15 protein-coding genes are annotated in these 15,953 nt (G+C 62.3%); 10 read left to right on the top strand and 5 right to left on the bottom strand.

From position 1 onward, the window contains the following. Nucleotides 1–409: 409 nt before the first annotated feature. From Q0K02_RS04560 to Q0K02_RS04540, 5 genes are all read right to left on the bottom strand, one after another. Complete coding sequence (locus tag Q0K02_RS04560) at nt 410–592, bottom strand: hypothetical protein (RefSeq protein ID WP_294447463.1); 183 nt, start codon at nt 590–592, stop codon at nt 410–412. A 60-nt stretch (nt 593–652) separates the two neighbouring features. Next, nucleotides 653–925, bottom strand: a complete 273-nt coding sequence (locus tag Q0K02_RS04555; RefSeq protein WP_294485469.1) for an HU family DNA-binding protein — start codon at nt 923–925, stop codon at nt 653–655. 102 nt (nt 926–1,027) lie between these two features. Continuing rightward, entirely contained in the window at nt 1,028–1,840 is an 813-nt protein-coding gene (rsmA, locus tag Q0K02_RS04550) for a 16S rRNA (adenine(1518)-N(6)/adenine(1519)-N(6))-dimethyltransferase RsmA (RefSeq protein WP_294485467.1), read from the bottom strand. 593 nt (nt 1,841–2,433) lie between these two features. Continuing rightward, on the bottom strand, nt 2,434–4,476 hold the full coding sequence (fusA, locus tag Q0K02_RS04545; RefSeq protein ID WP_294485465.1) for an elongation factor G: 2,043 nt from the start codon (nt 4,474–4,476) through the stop codon (nt 2,434–2,436). Further along, nucleotides 4,473–5,300: a histidinol dehydrogenase gene (locus tag Q0K02_RS04540; RefSeq protein ID WP_294485463.1), complete on the bottom strand. Its 828-nt coding sequence runs from the start codon at nt 5,298–5,300 to the stop codon at nt 4,473–4,475. Before Q0K02_RS04540 ends, fusA begins: the two co-directional genes overlap by 4 nt. 280 nt (nt 5,301–5,580) lie before the next feature. Here Q0K02_RS04540 and Q0K02_RS04535 point away from each other — a divergent pair, with 280 nt between their 5' ends. From Q0K02_RS04535 to atpD, 10 genes are all read left to right on the top strand, one after another. Further along, a complete protein-coding gene (locus tag Q0K02_RS04535; RefSeq protein ID WP_294485584.1) occupies nt 5,581–6,810 on the top strand; it encodes a S41 family peptidase in 1,230 nt (409 codons plus the stop codon). A gap of 282 nt (nt 6,811–7,092) precedes the next feature. Next, nucleotides 7,093–7,512, top strand: coding sequence for a nucleoside-diphosphate kinase (gene ndk, locus Q0K02_RS04530; protein ID WP_294485461.1), 420 nt, complete (start codon nt 7,093–7,095; stop codon nt 7,510–7,512). A 3-nt stretch (nt 7,513–7,515) separates the two neighbouring features. After that, a complete protein-coding gene (gene proC, locus Q0K02_RS04525) occupies nt 7,516–8,316 on the top strand; it encodes a pyrroline-5-carboxylate reductase (RefSeq protein WP_294485460.1) in 801 nt (266 codons plus the stop codon). A 142-nt stretch (nt 8,317–8,458) separates the two neighbouring features. Then, the gene (gene rodA, locus Q0K02_RS04520; RefSeq protein WP_294485458.1) at nt 8,459–9,571 is read left to right on the top strand and encodes a rod shape-determining protein RodA; all 1,113 of its coding nucleotides are present in this window, start codon (nt 8,459–8,461) and stop codon (nt 9,569–9,571) included. A 966-nt stretch (nt 9,572–10,537) separates the two neighbouring features. Continuing rightward, complete coding sequence (locus Q0K02_RS04515) at nt 10,538–10,954, top strand: ATP synthase F0 subunit B (RefSeq protein WP_294485456.1); 417 nt, start codon at nt 10,538–10,540, stop codon at nt 10,952–10,954. 24 nt (nt 10,955–10,978) lie between these two features. Further along, entirely contained in the window at nt 10,979–11,539 is a 561-nt protein-coding gene (locus tag Q0K02_RS04510; protein ID WP_294485454.1) for an ATP synthase F0 subunit B, read from the top strand. Further along, nucleotides 11,536–12,087 carry an ATP synthase F1 subunit delta gene (gene atpH, locus Q0K02_RS04505; RefSeq protein ID WP_294485452.1) on the top strand — a complete coding sequence of 184 codons (552 nt, stop codon included), beginning with the start codon at nt 11,536–11,538 and terminating at the stop codon, nt 12,085–12,087. Before Q0K02_RS04510 ends, atpH begins: the two co-directional genes overlap by 4 nt. Before the next feature lie 3 nt (nt 12,088–12,090). Continuing rightward, nucleotides 12,091–13,605: a F0F1 ATP synthase subunit alpha gene (gene atpA, locus Q0K02_RS04500; protein WP_294485450.1), complete on the top strand. Its 1,515-nt coding sequence runs from the start codon at nt 12,091–12,093 to the stop codon at nt 13,603–13,605. 3 nt (nt 13,606–13,608) lie between these two features. After that, nucleotides 13,609–14,487 (top strand): F0F1 ATP synthase subunit gamma, encoded by an 879-nt coding sequence (locus Q0K02_RS04495; protein WP_294485449.1) that lies wholly within the window; start codon nt 13,609–13,611, stop codon nt 14,485–14,487. 12 nt (nt 14,488–14,499) lie between these two features. Next, nucleotides 14,500–15,912, top strand: coding sequence for a F0F1 ATP synthase subunit beta (gene atpD / locus Q0K02_RS04490; RefSeq protein ID WP_294485448.1), 1,413 nt, complete (start codon nt 14,500–14,502; stop codon nt 15,910–15,912). Nucleotides 15,913–15,953: the final 41 nt, after the last annotated feature.

Genomic DNA, 15,953 nt, shown 5'->3' with positions numbered 1-15,953 from the left:
TTCTCAGGGAGTGAACCGAAGGGAAAAACGGAAATGTGTCCCTTGCGGGAAACAGGCCTGCGGGGCATGCCGCAGACAGGTCTCCTCAGCGCAGGGAGAGATGCAGACTAAAACAGTTTGCGACAAAAAGCAAGCCCCCGGGGTGCCTCACTCCGGGGAAACCTGCAAAAAAAGTAAAAAATTAACGCTGCACCTGCCTCGGAACCTCCCCGCGGAGAGCGTTTTTGACGCATGCGCCTTCCGGAAGAGAAGGGCGAAGCGCCGCGGCTCTTTCCAGAGATGCCGGTTTTTTCTGCCGCAGGGCGGGATGATCCGCAGAGGGCAGACCGAAGAGAGCGCCGCAGATTGCGGAACATCCTCCCTGAGGGGAAGGCTGCCGCACGGGCGCGCTCTTCGATGAAGAGCCGGTTTAGTGCCCCTTGTGCTCGCCGTTTCTGGCATCTCTGATCGCGCGGGCGAAAGCCAGCGTGATGCCGATGGCAAGAATGAGGATCACCGAGTAGAGCACGCCGAAAAAGATGGCGTAGTCGGGCTGCCACAGGGGCAGATCCCAGGGGAAGGGGCCATGTCCATTTTCACCATGAATAAGCATGAAGACTCCTTGAACGGCTGGCGGTCGGATATCCCGAGGGCCGGGATACGGACCGTCCGACTACTGTATCTGCTTTTTCAGATTAATGCCAGCCCTGAATTTCACGACCTTGCCGGCGGGAATGGTGATGGTTTCGCCGGTGCGGGGATTGTGGCCCTTGCGTTCCTTGCGTTCTTCCACCACAAGCGAGCCGAAGCCCGGGAGGGAGAGCTTGCCGTCGGAAGCGAGCGCTTCCTGAATGGCTTCGAGCAGGGCGTTCAGGGACTGTTCCGCGCTGCTCTTGCTGATGGAGGCCTGTTCGGCGATCTTGGCGATGAGTTCGGCCTTGGTCATGATTGCTCCTTTCTGCCGTGCGGCAGAGGTGAGAGGAAAATGAGGGATGCGGTTTTCTTTTTGGTACACGTTTCCTGCCCATCGTCAAGAGAGGCGGGGCGCTCAGGCGTGATTTTTTCCTGAAAAAAGCGCGTCCGCCAACGCCTGGAACTGCGGGACGGAGAGCGTTTCCGGCCGCTGGGCGGGATCGATGCCGAGAGTTGCGAGCGCTTCGAGTACGAAGGGCTGCGGCAGGGCGCGGCGCAGTATGCCCTGAAGCTGTTTTCTCCGCTGCTGGAAGCACAGCTTGATGAGGCGGGAGAGCTCTTCGGGATGGCGGGGCCTGTTCTCCTCGGGCAGAGGTTCGAAGACCACCACTGCGGAATCGACCTTGGGCGGCGGGGAAAAGGCCGCGGGCCCGATGACGAAGCCTTTGCGCGCGGCGACAAAGCTCTGAATCCACACGCTGAGCGCGCCGTAGTCCCTGGAGCCGGGCTTGGCGGTGAGCCGGTCGCCGACTTCCTTCTGCACCATGAACACGGCGCGGGCGAGGCGGGGCGTGCGGCTGACGATGTCCCACATGAGCGGCGAAGCCACGTTGTAAGGGAGATTCCCCGCGATTTTCCACGGGCCTTCCAGCGATTCCCACGGATAGGTCAGGGCGTCGCCCGCCACCACCTCAAGGCCGGGCAGGGGCCTTGCCGCGTGTTCGGCGGCGTAGTGATCGTCCTTTTCGAGCAGCAGAAGCCTGCTCCACGGCAGGGGGCGCAGCAGCGCGGTGAGCGCGCCGGGGCCGGGACCGATTTCCATGATCTGATCGCCCTCTTCCGGGCGCAGCAGATCCACGATGCGCTGAACCACGCGTTCGTCGCGCAGAAAGTGCTGCCCGAGGCTTTTTTTGGCTCTGGCCGCGGTGAAGAGATTGATGTCGCTCATGTTGTCCTGCGTGAAAGGTTGGCAAAAGGCGTCCGAACCGGACGCGGGGCCGAGAGTATGCCGCAAAAGAGCGGACGGTCAAGCCCCGGAACCGCAGCCGGGGAAGGACGCCTTGCCGGAAGCGGGCGCGTCGGTGACCTGCCCTTTCTTCGTCGAAAGCGCGCGGGCGGCGTCGCATCCTTGTTGTGAACGCTCCATGAGATTTCCCGCTCCGTGGCAGTATTCCGGGCGAAGCGTCGCTGAGGCTCTTCAAAGACTCGCCGGGCGGGGACGCTCTCTGCGGAACGGGCCCGTGAACGGAACGCTGGCGCTCGCGTCGGGCGCGGGGCGGAATGCCGATGTTTTGTGTCAACGCTCCGGAGAAACGTCGTGTTCTTCCGGCTCGCGCTTTGTTGCAAACGCCGAAGCGTGTTTTCGTTCCGCGGCGGGGGCCCGGGCGAAGTGTCGCGCATGTTCCTCAAAAGGGTACCTCCGGAGCTCGCGGCGGGCTTTCGGAAGAAGCCTTTTTTGCGGAACGGCCGACGCCCAGGCTCCGCGCTGCCTCGGGCCGCCGGAAGAAGCGCGGTTTTCGCGGCGGCCCGGGAGCCGTGCTCCTACATGGAGTCGTAATGCTTGAAGCGCAGCGTGAATCCGGCGCGGCCCTGGGTGGCGGAGCGCAGCGCGGTGGAGAAGCCGAAGAGCTTGCGCATGGGAGCCATGCCCGCGAGATAGCGCATGCCGCCCCGTTCGCCGAGTTCCTCGACCTTGCCGCCGCAGTTCTGGAACAGGCTGATGGACGCGCCGAGCGCCTCTTCCGGCGCCACGATTTCCACGCTCATGATGGGTTCGAGCACCGTGGGACGGGCCTTTTCCATGGCGTCGCGCACGGCCATGGCGGCGGCCATGCGGCAGCCCGCCGCGGTGGCTCCTTCCTTGCGGATGAAGGTCACGACGATGTTGACGTCCTGCACCGGATAGCCGGTCTGGGGGCCGGAGAGCAGGCTGTCGGAAATGCCCTGAAGCACTTCATCGACGAGAACTTTGGGAATCGCGTCCTTCGGGTCGGCGGGATGCGCGACGTTCTCGGCAAGCGAGAGGGAATTGCCCTTGTCGCGTCCGGCCGGAGACATGGTGAGCACGACTTCGCCTATGTGATGCACCGTGCCGAGTTCGCGGTCGAACAGGCCGCGGCCCTCGCCTTCGGCGCGCACGGTTTCGCGCGCCACCACCTGCGGCTGTCCGGCGCGCGGGCTGATACCGTATTCGCGGCGCATGCGCTCCATCACCACGTCGAGATGCAGTTCGCCCATGCCCGAAATGATGCGGTCGCCCGAGCCTTCGTCCTGCGTCACGCCGAGCGTGGGATCTTCCGCGCAGTAGCGGGCGAGCGCTTCGTCCAGCGTTTTGCCTTCGTCGGCGTTGCGCGGTTCGAGCGCCATGGAAATGACGGGCTTCACCTCTTCCAGATTCTCCAGCAGAATGTCGAGGCCCGGCGCGGCCATGGTGTCGCCCGTGCGCGCGGAGCGCAGACCGAGCACGGCAATGATGTCGCCCGACGAGGCTTCGGCAAGCTGTTCCTGCTGATCGGCGTCCATGCGGAACATGCGTGATACGCGTTCTTCCTTGTTCAGGGCCGTGTTGCGCACCACGTCGCCGTCCTTCAGTCGGCCCGAATACACGCGCACGAGCGCGGTCTTGCGGCCGCTTTCCATGAGCACCTTGAACACCAGTCCGCAGAAGGGCGCGTCGGGGCTCACGTCGAGCACCTTTTCCTCCTTGCCGTCCACGGTGGTGCCTCGCGGGGCGGGCACGTCCAGCGGCGAGGGCAGGTAGCGGCCCACGGCGTCGAGCAGCGGCTGCACGCCCGCGTTCTTCAGGGCCGAGCCAGCCAGCACGGGCGTCACCTTGCGCGCGAGCGTCGCCCGCTTGAGCGCCGCATGAATGTCGTCCTCGGAAAAGCGTTCCTCAAGGTAGAGCTCCATGAACGCATCGTCGTTCTCGCCCAGCGTTTCCAGCAGCTTGTCCCGCCACAGAAGCGCCTCTTCCTTTTCGCTTTCCTCAAGCGGCAGCACTTCCATGTTCTGCCCCTGCGAGTCTTCGTCGAACACAAGCTTCTTCATGGCGATCACGTCGGCCACGGCGTAGAAGTCCGGGCCTTCGCCGAGCGGCACGGTCACGGGCGCGGGATTCGCCCCGAGCCTCGCGTGCAGCGCGTCGAGCACGGCGGCAAAGTTCGCGCCCACGCGGTCCATCTTGTTCACGAAGGCGATCTTGGGCACGCCGAACGACTCCGACTGACGCCACACCGTTTCCGACTGCGGCTCCACGCCGCCCACCGCGCAGAATACGCCCACCGCGCCGTCGAGCACGCGCAGCGAACGTTCCACTTCAATGGTGAAGTCCACGTGTCCTGGCGTGTCGATGAGGTTCAGGGTCCAGTCCTTCCAGTGACAGGTCGAGGCGGCCGCCGCAATGGTGATGCCGCGTTCCTGCTCTTCGGGCATGAAGTCCATGGTGGCCGTGCCGTCATGCACTTCACCCATGCGGTGAATCTTGCGCGTGTAAAACAGAATGCGTTCGCTGAGCGTGGTCTTGCCTGCGTCGATGTGGGCGATGATGCCGATGTTGCGCAGGTTTTTCATGGTGTCCTGCCTCATGACTGGTTCTCCTGGACAAGAAAGGCGGAAAGGGTGCGGGTTCGGAAAAATTCGGGAGAGGGCCCGGGCCAGCAGGCTTCCATGCCCGGCCCTGCGACAAGGGGCGCGGCGCAGCCTGAAGGAACGTCGCCCTGCGTGAACACGGCGCGAAGTTCCGGCGCGGGAGCGTCGATGAGTTCGGCGTCGGGATGCAGCCAGAGAAGTCGTTTTCTGGTCTCTTCCGGCAGCGGGCCTTCTTCGGCGCCGAGGGCGAGAATGCGCGGAGCCGGAGCGTCGCGGAACGTGCGCAGTCCGTCGGCCGCGGCGCGGTGCAGCAGATCCTTCTGCCCCGGGGTGAGCGGGCCGCTTCCCGGAAACATCGCCACGCGGCCGTCGGGCGAAGCTGCGCGCAGATCTTCGTAGAGATCGGCGGCGCAGTCGTCGTCGAGCACGAAGGAGTCCTCGATGCCGGAAAGTTCCAGCGCCGTGGCCACGGCCGGAGCAAAGGGCGCGGGCGAAACGACGATGATGCGGTCAACGCCCGCGATGATTGCCGGAACAAGCGCGGCAAGAAGACGAGCCGGCGAGGCGAAGCCTTCCGCCGCCACGGCCAGAACCCACGAGGCCGGACGCGAGCGCTCGGTGCGGGCAAATCCCGCGCGCGGACTTTCCACGGTTACGGAGCGTTCGCCCTGATCCGGCTTCCAGCGGTGGAAGGCAAAGGCGATGGCCGTCTTGAGCAGCGCCCGAAGATGGGCGGGCGTGCCTTCGTAGGCGTCGGCGTACAGGTCGTCGTCCGGCCGGAAGCTCTCCAGCCAGGCGGGAAGGTCGGTAATGGGGCTCATGTGCAATCTCCCTTTCCTTTAAGGGGTACGTTTCTCTCACGCGCTCGTCAAATGAAATGTTGGGGCGGCTCGGGCGTGCGCCTTCGCGGAAAAATAAAGGAAAACGGGGGCGCTTTGCCCGCCGCCCGTCCGGACGGGAAGGAAATACGTTGCGTTTTGGTGGGATCGGCTCTATCGTGTTCCGCATGTTCCATCCCAATCGGAGGCTCCCATGCAAAAGATTCGTGTGCTGACCACGGCGGCGCTCGCCCTTGTCACATTTTTGTCCGGCGGCGGCGTGATGAAGGCCGTCAGCGCGGAAAACGACTACGATTCCCTGCGCCGTTTCAGCCAGATTCTGGACATGGTGGAGCAGTACTATGTTAATGATGTTTCGCAGAAGGAACTGCTCGACGGCGCGCTCAAGGGCATGCTGCAGAACCTGGATCCTCATTCCACGCTCATGTCGGAAAAGGAATTTCAGGAAATGCAGGAGAACACCAGCGGCGAATTCTTCGGCGTGGGCGTGGAAATCACCATGGAGAACGGTCAGGTCATGGTGGTGAGCCCCATCGAGGACACGCCCGGCTACAAGGCCGGTCTGCGCGCGGGCGACTCCATCATTGCCGTGGACGGTCAGTACACCATGGAAATGTCGCTCACCGAAGTGGTTTCCAAAATGCGCGGCAAGCGCGGCACCACGGTGGAACTGCAGGTGCTGCACAAGAACAGCTCCCGCCCCGTGACCATGAAGATCAAGCGCGACGCCATTCCGCTCATCAGCGTGAAGTCGCGCGAGCTTGAGCCCGGCTACTGGTGGATTCGTCTCACGCGCTTCAGCGGTCACACCGCGCAGGAACTTGCCGAAGCCGTGTCCAAGGCCAGAGCCAGGGGCGCGCTCAAGGGCGTGGTGCTCGATTTGCGCAACAACCCCGGCGGACTTCTCGATCAGAGCGTCGAGGTGGCCGATCAGTTCCTCAAGGACGGCGTCATCGTGTCCATGCGCGGCCGCGATCCGTCTTCCGAACGCACCTTCAAGGCGCACGCCCAGCCCGACGACGTGGATTGTCCGCTCGTGGTGCTGGTGAATTCCGGTTCCGCCTCGGCTTCCGAAATCGTGGCCGGCGCGCTGCGCGATCAGAAGCGGGCCCTTATTCTCGGCGAGCGCACGTTCGGCAAGGGCTCGGTGCAGAATCTCATTCCGCTGGCCGACGGCGCGGGCCTCAAGCTCACCGTGGCCCGCTACTACACGCCTTCGGGCAAGTCCATTCAGGCCGAGGGCATCACGCCCGACTTCGAGGTGGCCTGGGAGGCCCCCCGCGAGGATGCCGCAGAACCCGCGCTGCTCCTGCGCGAAAAGGATCTGCGCGGCCATCTGGAACAGAAGGACGAAAAGGCGGAACCCCGCAAGGACGAGGAAAAGACGGGCGACGCCGAAGACATGAGCGCCATGCTCGCGAAAGACAATCAGCTTCGTCTGGCTCTTCAGTTCGTGAAGACCCTGCCGGTGCTGAAGACGCTCAAAAATTAGCGTTTCGCCTCCGTCTCCCCGCGCGGGAAGGCGGAGGCTTTTTCTGCCCCGGGCCGCTTCGGCCGGAACAGGGGAAGGGCTTTTGACCGCGTTCCCGGGGATGCGATGCGCGCCTGCCGTCATGTCGGGCGCGCATGACATGTTTCGTTCGACGGGTCTGCGCTCCGGCCCGCGGACGTATCGGCGCGACCGCCCGGCGCGGCGCTCCGAAAGGGCCGCGTGCCCGTTTTTTCCCCGGGGGCGGTTGTGCATCCGCCCCGCAACGTCAGGACGGAGGAATTCATGCTTCAGCAAACCCTTTCCATCATCAAGCCCGACGCCGTGTCCCGCAACCTGCAGGGCGAGATTCTGGCCATGATCCAGAAGAGCGGCCTGCGCATCGTGGCCATGAAGATGATCCGGCTCACCCGCGCTCAGGCGGAAGCCTTTTACGAAGTACACAAGGAACGTCCCTTCTACGCGGATCTCGTGGAATACATGATTTCCGGCCCCGTGGTCTGCTCGGTGCTGGAAGGGGAAGACGCCATTGCCTCCTATCGCGCGCTCATGGGAGCCACCAATCCCGCCGCCGCGGCGGAAGGCACCATCCGCAAGCTCTACGCCCAGAGCGTTCAGGCCAACGCCGTTCACGGCTCCGACGCTCCCGAAACCGCCGCTCGGGAAATCGCCTTCTTCTTCAGCCGGACGGAAATCGTAGGCTGAGCCATGAAGAAAATCGGTTGCATAGGCTGCGGCAACATGGGCGGAGGCGTGCTCAAGGGACTTGTCCCGCACGACTTTGAACTGCTCGGCCACGATCACACCCGCGCCAAGGTGGAAGGCATAGGGCCCGAAGGCCGCGTGACCTTCGTGGAAACGCCGCTGGAACTCGCGCAGCGTTCCGACATCGTCATTCTTGCGGTGAAGCCCTATCAGATGGAAGCCATGCTGGAAGAAATCCGCCCCGCGCTGGATGAATCCAAGGTGGTGGTGTCGCTTGCGGCCGCCTTCTCGCAGGAAAAGCTGCGTCTGGGCGTGGAAAACCGCTGCCCCGTGGTGCGCTGCATGCCCAATCTGCCCGTGGTCGTGGGGAAGGGCGTGTTCGCCCTCTGCTTCGACGATCCCTCGCTGGACAAGGCCGCGGCCGACGAGCTGCTGACCATGTTCCGGCTCATGGGCATTGCCGTGGTGCTGCCCGAAGCGCAGTTCCCGGCGTTCTCCTCGCTGGTGGGCTGCGGTCCGGCCTTCGTGCTGCTGTTCATGGAAGGCCTGCTCAATGCGGGCATCACCATGGGCCTCAAGGCCGGCGTCTCCCGCGAGCTCATCGCGGCCATGGTGGAAGGCACGGCCCGCCTTGCCCTGGAGAGCGGCGAAAGCTTCGCCGATCTGCGTGTGAAGGTGTGCTCGCCCTCCGGAACCACGATCCGCGGCGTGAACCACATGGAACGCTGCGCCGTGCCCGGTCACGTGACCGACGCCGTGCTCGAAGCCCTGAAACGCGATCAGGAAATGGCCGCGGGCAAATAACGTTCTTATGCTGATTTCTCCGGTCTGCCGGGCGCGGACCGGAGAAACGCGGCCGACGCGAAAACGCGCCGTGCCGCATCCTGCGCCCTCATCTTTTTTCTCAGCGCCGGGATTTTCCCGGCGTTTTTCGCCGAGGTTCCCCATGCAGATGCCCGACAGAAGAATGTTCTTCCAGATAAACTGGGGGCTTGTCTTCATCACCATCCTGCTGTTCGCCGTGGGCATGGTGAACCTGTATTCCGCGAGCGGCTCCCGCATCGAAGGCGGCTTCGTGCTTTCGCCCTTTTATCAGCGTCAGCTCGTATGGGGGCTGATAGGGCTCTTTGTCATGGTGACGTGCATGCTCATCGACTACCGGCGCATCGAGCGGCTGGCGGTGCCGTGCTACGTCATTGTGCTCATTCTGCTCATGCTGGTGCCCATTGTGGGCAAAACCGTGTACGGCGCCAAGCGCTGGATAGATCTCGGCGTCATGAACCTTCAGCCGAGCGAGCTGGCCAAGTTCGCCGTGCTCATGATGGGCGCCAAGGCACTCTGCCGCGACGGCGAATCGCTGGGCTGGAAAAGACTCGGGCAGGTGCTCGCCATCGGCGTGGTTCCCTTTCTGTTCATCGCCAAGCAGCCCGACCTCGGCTCCGGGCTCACCGTGCTGGTGCTGCTCGGCGGCATGGTGCTCTTTCACGGCGTGAAGTGGAAGGTGCTGCGCGTGTGCCTCGTGGTCATTCCTCTGCTCATGCCGCTCGGCTGGTTCGTGCTGCACGACTATCAGCAGGAGCGTATTCTGACGTTCCTCGACCCCACGCGCGATCCGCGCGGCGCGGGATATCACATCATTCAGTCGCAGATAGCCATCGGTTCGGGCGAGATGTTCGGCAAGGGCTTTCTGGCGGGCACGCAGAGCCAGCTGCGCTTCCTGCCGGAAAAGCACACCGACTTCGCCATTGCCGTGTTCGGCGAGGAATGGGGATTCGCGGGATGCATGACGCTGGTCACGCTGTTCTGTCTGTTCCTCATGGCCATGTACAGCACGGTGCGCGACGCCAAGGACCGCTTCGGAAGCACGCTGGCCGCGGGCATATTCTTCTACTTCTTCTGGCAGATCATCGTGAACATCGGCATGGTGGTGGGACTCATGCCCGTGGTGGGCATGCCGCTGCCGTTCATCAGCTACGGCGGCACGGCGCTGGTGGTGAACTGCGCCCTTGTGGGCATCGTGCTCAGCATTTCCATGCGCCGTTTCGTGTTCAAGAGCTAGTTGCAGGAGCGAGCAGCCAAGGGGCCGGTCAGGCGGCGCGGAGTGCCCGTTCAGGTGTGCTGCACTTTGCCTGTTCCGGGCAGTGCGCCCGGACAGAGCGGTGTCCGGTCGGACCTGTCTTGCGCAGAAGTTCCTGCAAAAATCAAAGAGCAGAAGTGCGGGATGCGGGCCTGTCCGGGAGTGTGGTGCTGTTCCTGTTTGTTGAGAGCTACCGGGAAAGCCGCGGTGCAGGCGTTCGTCGTTTTGCGTGCAAGGCAGGGACTTCTGCCGACGGAGGCGCATCGGTCGTTTTCCACGCTTCCCGCATACCTTCGTTCCTCCGCGCAGGGCAGGGGGATGGCCCCACGCAAAAGCCGCAGGTCGCGGCGGCCCGTCGCGGACGTCCAGACGTCGCTTTTTGGCGTCCGCAGTCCCGTACGTCGGTCTTTTCGGTACGGTCGGTTGCCGAAGTGCAGCGTGACCCCGGAGAGAATTGTGTCAGTTCTGTGACAATTGCCCGGCCGTGAGAGTTTTTTCCCGACTGAGGAAAAATACAGGCGTTTTCGACGACTTTTCCTGTGAAAACAAGGCGTATCAACGAAAAGCAGGGACGTTTTTTGAATCGTGAAAAAAAGCTCGATAAGAATTTTATTTATTTTTTCCCGGGGCGAAAAGCGGGGGGATTATGAAATGCAAACGGCTTTTGTTCCCGTTTCGGAAGACGCGCAGCCCCGTCAAAGACAAAAGAAAGAGGCTTTCCAATATGATATGCCCTGTCTGCATATTTTGTAATTTTTTGTGCAAAAGACATGGCGGAACCTGTTTATTTCTTGAAAAAAAAGCCGTTCGGCTTTGACAAAGTGCGAAAAACGGGGTAGCTAAAAAAAATGATTCTACTCCCAATAATTCAGGAGCGCAGAACTTTGGGGGCTTAGAATGCAATGGTAGAGTGGCCCCTTTTTACAGCTTCGGTTGGAGGTTCTCGGAATGATCAACATCGACATAACCCTCCTGATTCAGTTGGTGAACTTTTTGATCGCCCTGGCGATCATAAATTACCTTATCGTGCGTCCGGTGCGCGGCATCATTGCCCGCCGCAACTCGCAGAACGATGAACTGAGAGGAGCCGCCGCCTCCTTGGAAGGCGAGGCCGGGCTCAAGATGGAAGGTTACAACGCCCGCATCGAAAAGGCCCGCGCGGAAGTGGCGGCTGTGCGCAAGAGCATGAAGGCTGCCGCGGAACAAACCGCTCAGGCCCGTCTGAACGAGGCGGGCGACGAGGCCCGCGCCATCCACAGAGCCGCCGCCGAGCGCGTCCGCACGGAGAGCGCGGAAGCCAGGCGCGAGCTCGACGGCAGGGTGGGCGATTTTGTTCAGGTGGCTCTCAAGGCCATGCTCGGATAGCATCATCGCAGCAAGGAGAACGGCGTGCAAAGAATCTATGGTATAGTGACGGCCTGCGCTCTGGTCCTGATTTCCTGCCAGGTTGCGTCCGCGAGCGACGGGCATTCCCTGCCGTGGGGAGACTTTCTGCTGCGCGTGATCAATGCCGCCATCTTTGTCGGCATCATCTGGTACGCGGCAGGCAAGCTCATCAAAAAGTTTTTCACGGGTCGCCGTGAGGAAATCGTTCAGGAAATGGACGATCTGGCCAAACGCAAGCAGGAGGCCGAGGCCCGGCTTGCCGAGGTCGAGCGTCAGATAGCCGACGTGGAAGCGGAATGCGCAAAGCTTCTGGAAGAAGGCCGCGCGCAGGCGGAACGCATCAAGGCCGCCATCGTGTCCGAGGCCGAGGCTCAGGCCGCCCACATTGTGGAGCAGGCGAAGAAGGGCGCGGAGCAGGAAGGCAAGGCCGAGCTTGAAGCCATTCGCGAACGTATGGCCGACACCATCGTTGCGGAGGTGGAAAAGAGCCTTCGCGACAGGCTGGATGCCACGACGCATCAGAAACTGATCGACAAATCGTTGACCAAGGTGGTGCTGCAGTGATTGGCAATGTCGTGTCCCGGCGTTATGCCTCGGCGCTCTTTTCCATCGGAAAAGAGGCGGGCATGGCGGAATTGGAACGCTATGGAGCGTCTCTGAGTGCTCTGGGCGAGGCTGTGGAAAAGACTCCTCAACTGGCCGAGGCTTTTCGCAATCCCGTCCTCTCCACGGAGGAGAAGAAGAAAGTGGTGCTGTCCCTGCTGGATGTGGCGGGCGGCGGCGCCGTGGAACAACGTTTTTGCGCGCTGCTGGCCGACAAGGACCGGCTGCCGCTCATTCCCGCCATCGCGGCGGATTTTTCGGCCATGCTCGACGAGGCCCGCGGCATCTCCCGCGGGGTCGTGACCACGGCCGTGGAGCTGGACGACGCGCGCAAGGACAGCATCAAGAACAAGTTGGAATCGCAGACAGAGCGCAAGCTTGAGCTTGAATACGTCATCGATCCCTCCATCATCGGAGGCATCGTCTTCCGCGTGGGAGACAAGGTGTACGACGCAAGCCTGCGCGCGCAGCTCGACAACCTCAGGGAATCCATCAAGAGGGGTGAGTAGGCCATGCACATCAAGGCTGAAGAGATCGGAAAGATCATCGAGGAGCAGATCCGCAACTACGACCAGCATGTGGAAATGAGCGAGACCGGCACCGTCATGTACGTGGGCGACGGCATCGCCCGCGTGTACGGTGTGCGGAATGCCATGTCGATGGAGCTGCTGGAGTTTCCCGGCGGACTCATGGGCATGGTGCTCAACCTCGAAGAAGACAACGTCGGCGTCGCCCTGCTCGGCGACGACACCGGCATCAAGGAAGGCGACCCGGTCAAGCGTACCGGCCGCATCTTCTCTGTGCCGGTGGGACCCGCCGTCGCCGGACGCGTGCTGAACCCGCTGGGTCAGCCCATCGACGGTCTGGGACCCGTGGAAAGCACGGAAATCCGTCCCGTGGAACTTAAAGCTCCCGGCATCATGCAGCGCAAGAGCGTTCATGAACCCATGGTGACGGGCATCAAGGCCATCGACGCCATTACGCCCATCGGCCGCGGTCAGCGCGAACTCATCATCGGCGACCGTCAGGTGGGCAAGACCGCCATCTGCGTGGACGCCATCCTTGCCCAGAAGGGCACCGGCGTTCACTGCTTCTACGTGGCCATCGGTCAGAAGAAGTCCACCGTGGCTCTGGTGGCGGAAACCCTCCGCCAGCACGGCGCCATGGAATACACCACCATCGTGTCCGCCTCGGCTTCGGAATCCGCGCCTCTGCAGTACATCGCGCCGTATTCCGGCTGCACCATGGCCGAATTCTACCGCGACAACGGCGAACACGCGCTCATCATTTACGACGACCTTTCCAAGCAGGCCGTGGCCTATCGCCAGATGTCCCTGCTGCTCCGTCGTCCTCCGGGACGTGAAGCCTTCCCCGGCGACGTGTTCTATCTGCACTCCCGTCTGCTCGAACGCGCGGCCAAGCTCAGCGACGAGCTGGGCGCCGGTTCCCTGACGGCTCTGCCCGTCATCGAAACGCAGGCCGGCGACGTTTCCGCCTACATCCCCACCAACGTGATCTCCATCACCGACGGTCAGGTGTTCCTGGAAACGAACCTGTTCAACGCCGGTATCCGTCCCGCCATCAACGTGGGCATCTCCGTGTCCCGCGTGGGCGGCGCCGCCCAGATCAAGGCCATGAAGCAGGTTGCAGGCTCGCTGCGTCTGGACCTCGCCCACTACCGCGAAATGGCCGCCTTCGCCCAGTTCGGTTCCGATCTGGACAAGGACACCAAGGCCATTCTCGATCGCGGCGCCCGCATGACGGAGCTGCTCAAGCAGCCTCAGTATCATCCCATGCCCACGGAAGAGCAGGTGGCTTCCATCTTTGCGGCTTCCCGCGGCTTCTTGGACGACATCGAGGTGAAAGACGTGCTGCCGTTTGAAGGCGGCATGCTGGAAATGCTTCGCACCGAAAAGCCCGATATCCTCGCCGATATCCGCGATCGCAAGAAGCTGGACGACGATCTGGAAGCCCGTCTTTCCGCGGCCATCAAAGAGTTCAAGGTATCCTTCAAGGCGCGGGGGTAACTCATGCCTTCGTTGAAAGATGTAAAACTCCAGATAGCTGGCGTCGGCAAGACCAAGCAGATCACGAGGGCCATGGGCATGGTCGCCTCGGCGAAGCTGCGCGGCGCCCAGAACCGCATCGAACGGTTCCGCCCCTACGCGGAAAAGTTCGGCGAGATGCTGGGCGACCTTGCCGCCAGAACGGAAGAAGCGGCTCATCCGCTGCTTCAGGTCCACAAGGAGGTGAAGTCGGCGGTGGTCGTGCTTCTTTCCTCCGATCGCGGCCTGTGCGGGGGCTTCAACGTCAATCTGATATCTACCGCTCTCGATCTGGCCCGCGCCAAGACCGACGAGGGGCTGAGCGTCCGGTTCATCTGCGTGGGCCGGAAGGGCCGCGACGCGGTGCGCAAGACCTCCTACGAGATCATCGAATCGTACGGAGACGTCATGGGTTCCTTTGATTTTCGCCTGGCGGCCCGTCTGGGCGGAAAGGTGTCGCAGCTTTATGAAAGCGGCGAGGCCGATGAAGTGTACCTCGTGTACAGCGAGTTTGCGGGCATGACGCGCCAGATTCCCACGAAGATGGAGCTTCTGCCCGTGACCGCAGCCGCCAAGGAAGAGGACGGCAACAAGCCGGCGGCCGAATGCCTGTACGAACCCGAAGTCGGAGTTCTGCTGGCGGAACTGCTGCCCCGCTATGTGAACGTTCAGATCTACCGCGGACTTCTCGACAACTCCGCCAGCGAGAACGCAGCGCGCATGGCCGCCATGGACAACGCCACGCGCAACTGCGACGAACTGACCAATTCTCTGACGCTTCTTTACAACAAGACCCGTCAGGCTGCCATCACCAACGAACTTATCGATATCGTTGGCGGCGCAAATGCGCAGCAAAGCCAGTAGGAGCATTAGGGCATGACAGCAAACAAAGGCCATATTGTGCAGGTCATCGGCGCTGTTGTGGACGTAGCTTTCCCCGAGGGACAGCTGCCGAACATCCTCAACGCGCTTGAGATCAATAATATCAACAACCCCAACGCCACGGACCTCGTCTGCGAAGTCGCCCAGCACCTGGGCAACAACGTGGTGCGCACCATCGCCATGGACAGCACCGACGGTCTGGTTCGCGGCATGGAAGTGGTCGATACCGGCAAGCCCATCATGACCCCTGTGGGCAAGGCTGCCATCGGCCGCATTCTGAACGTGGTCGGTCGTCCCGTGGACGGTCTCGGCCCGATCGAAACGGACAAGTACTTCCCCATCCATCGTCCTGCCCCGGCGTTCACCGAACTGAACACCAAGGTGGAACTGCTGGAAACCGGCATCAAGGTCGTGGACCTGCTCATTCCGTTCCCCAAGGGCGGCAAGATCGGTCTGTTCGGCGGCGCCGGCGTGGGCAAGACCGTTATCCTCATGGAAATGATCAACAACATCGCCAAGCAGCACGGCGGCAACTCCGTGTTCGCGGGTGTTGGCGAACGTACCCGTGAGGGCAACGACCTCTACGGCGAACTCAAGGAAGCCGGAGTTCTGGAACGCGCCGTGCTTGTTTACGGCCAGATGAACGAACCCCCGGGAGCCCGTGCCCGCGTGGCCCTCACCGCCCTTGCCTGCGCCGAGTACTTCCGTGACGAAGAACATCAGGACGTGCTGCTCTTCATCGACAACATCTTCCGCTTCACGCAGGCCGGCTCCGAAGTGTCCGCACTGCTCGGCCGCATGCCTTCGGCCGTGGGCTATCAGCCCACCCTCGGCACCGACCTCGGCGGTCTCCAGGAACGCATCACCTCCACCTCCGCAGGCTCCATCACCTCCGTGCAGGCCGTGTACGTTCCCGCCGACGACCTTACCGACCCGGCTCCCGCCACCACCTTCGCTCACCTCGACGGTACGCTGGTGCTCAACCGTTCCATCGCCGAACTGGGCATTTACCCGGCCGTGGACCCGCTTGACTCCACCTCGCGCATCCTTGATCCGAACGTGGTCGGCGAAGAACACTACTCCGTGGCCCGCCGCGTTCAGCAGGTGCTGCAGAAGTACAAGGACCTTCAGGACATCATCGCCATCCTCGGCATGGACGAACTTTCCGACGAGGACAAGATGACCGTGGCCCGCGCCCGCCGCATTCAGCGCTTCCTGTCGCAGCCTTTCCATGTGGCAGAAGTGTTCTCCGGCATTCCCGGCGTGTATGTGAAACTGGAAGACACCATCAAGGGCTTCAAGGGTCTGCTTGAAGGCGAATACGACTATCTCTCCGAGACCGACGTGTTCAACGTGGGCAGCATCGACATGGCCATTGAAAAGTACAACAAGCGTCAGCAGGCATAAGAGGAGACCGCTATGGAAGGTCTTCGTCTCGATATCGTCAC

Source organism: uncultured Mailhella sp. (assembly GCF_944324995.1).
Lineage (GTDB): Bacteria > Desulfobacterota > Desulfovibrionia > Desulfovibrionales > Desulfovibrionaceae > Mailhella.
Note: the sequence above shows the minus strand (reverse complement) of the source record. Positions and strands in the feature narration are given on the sequence as shown.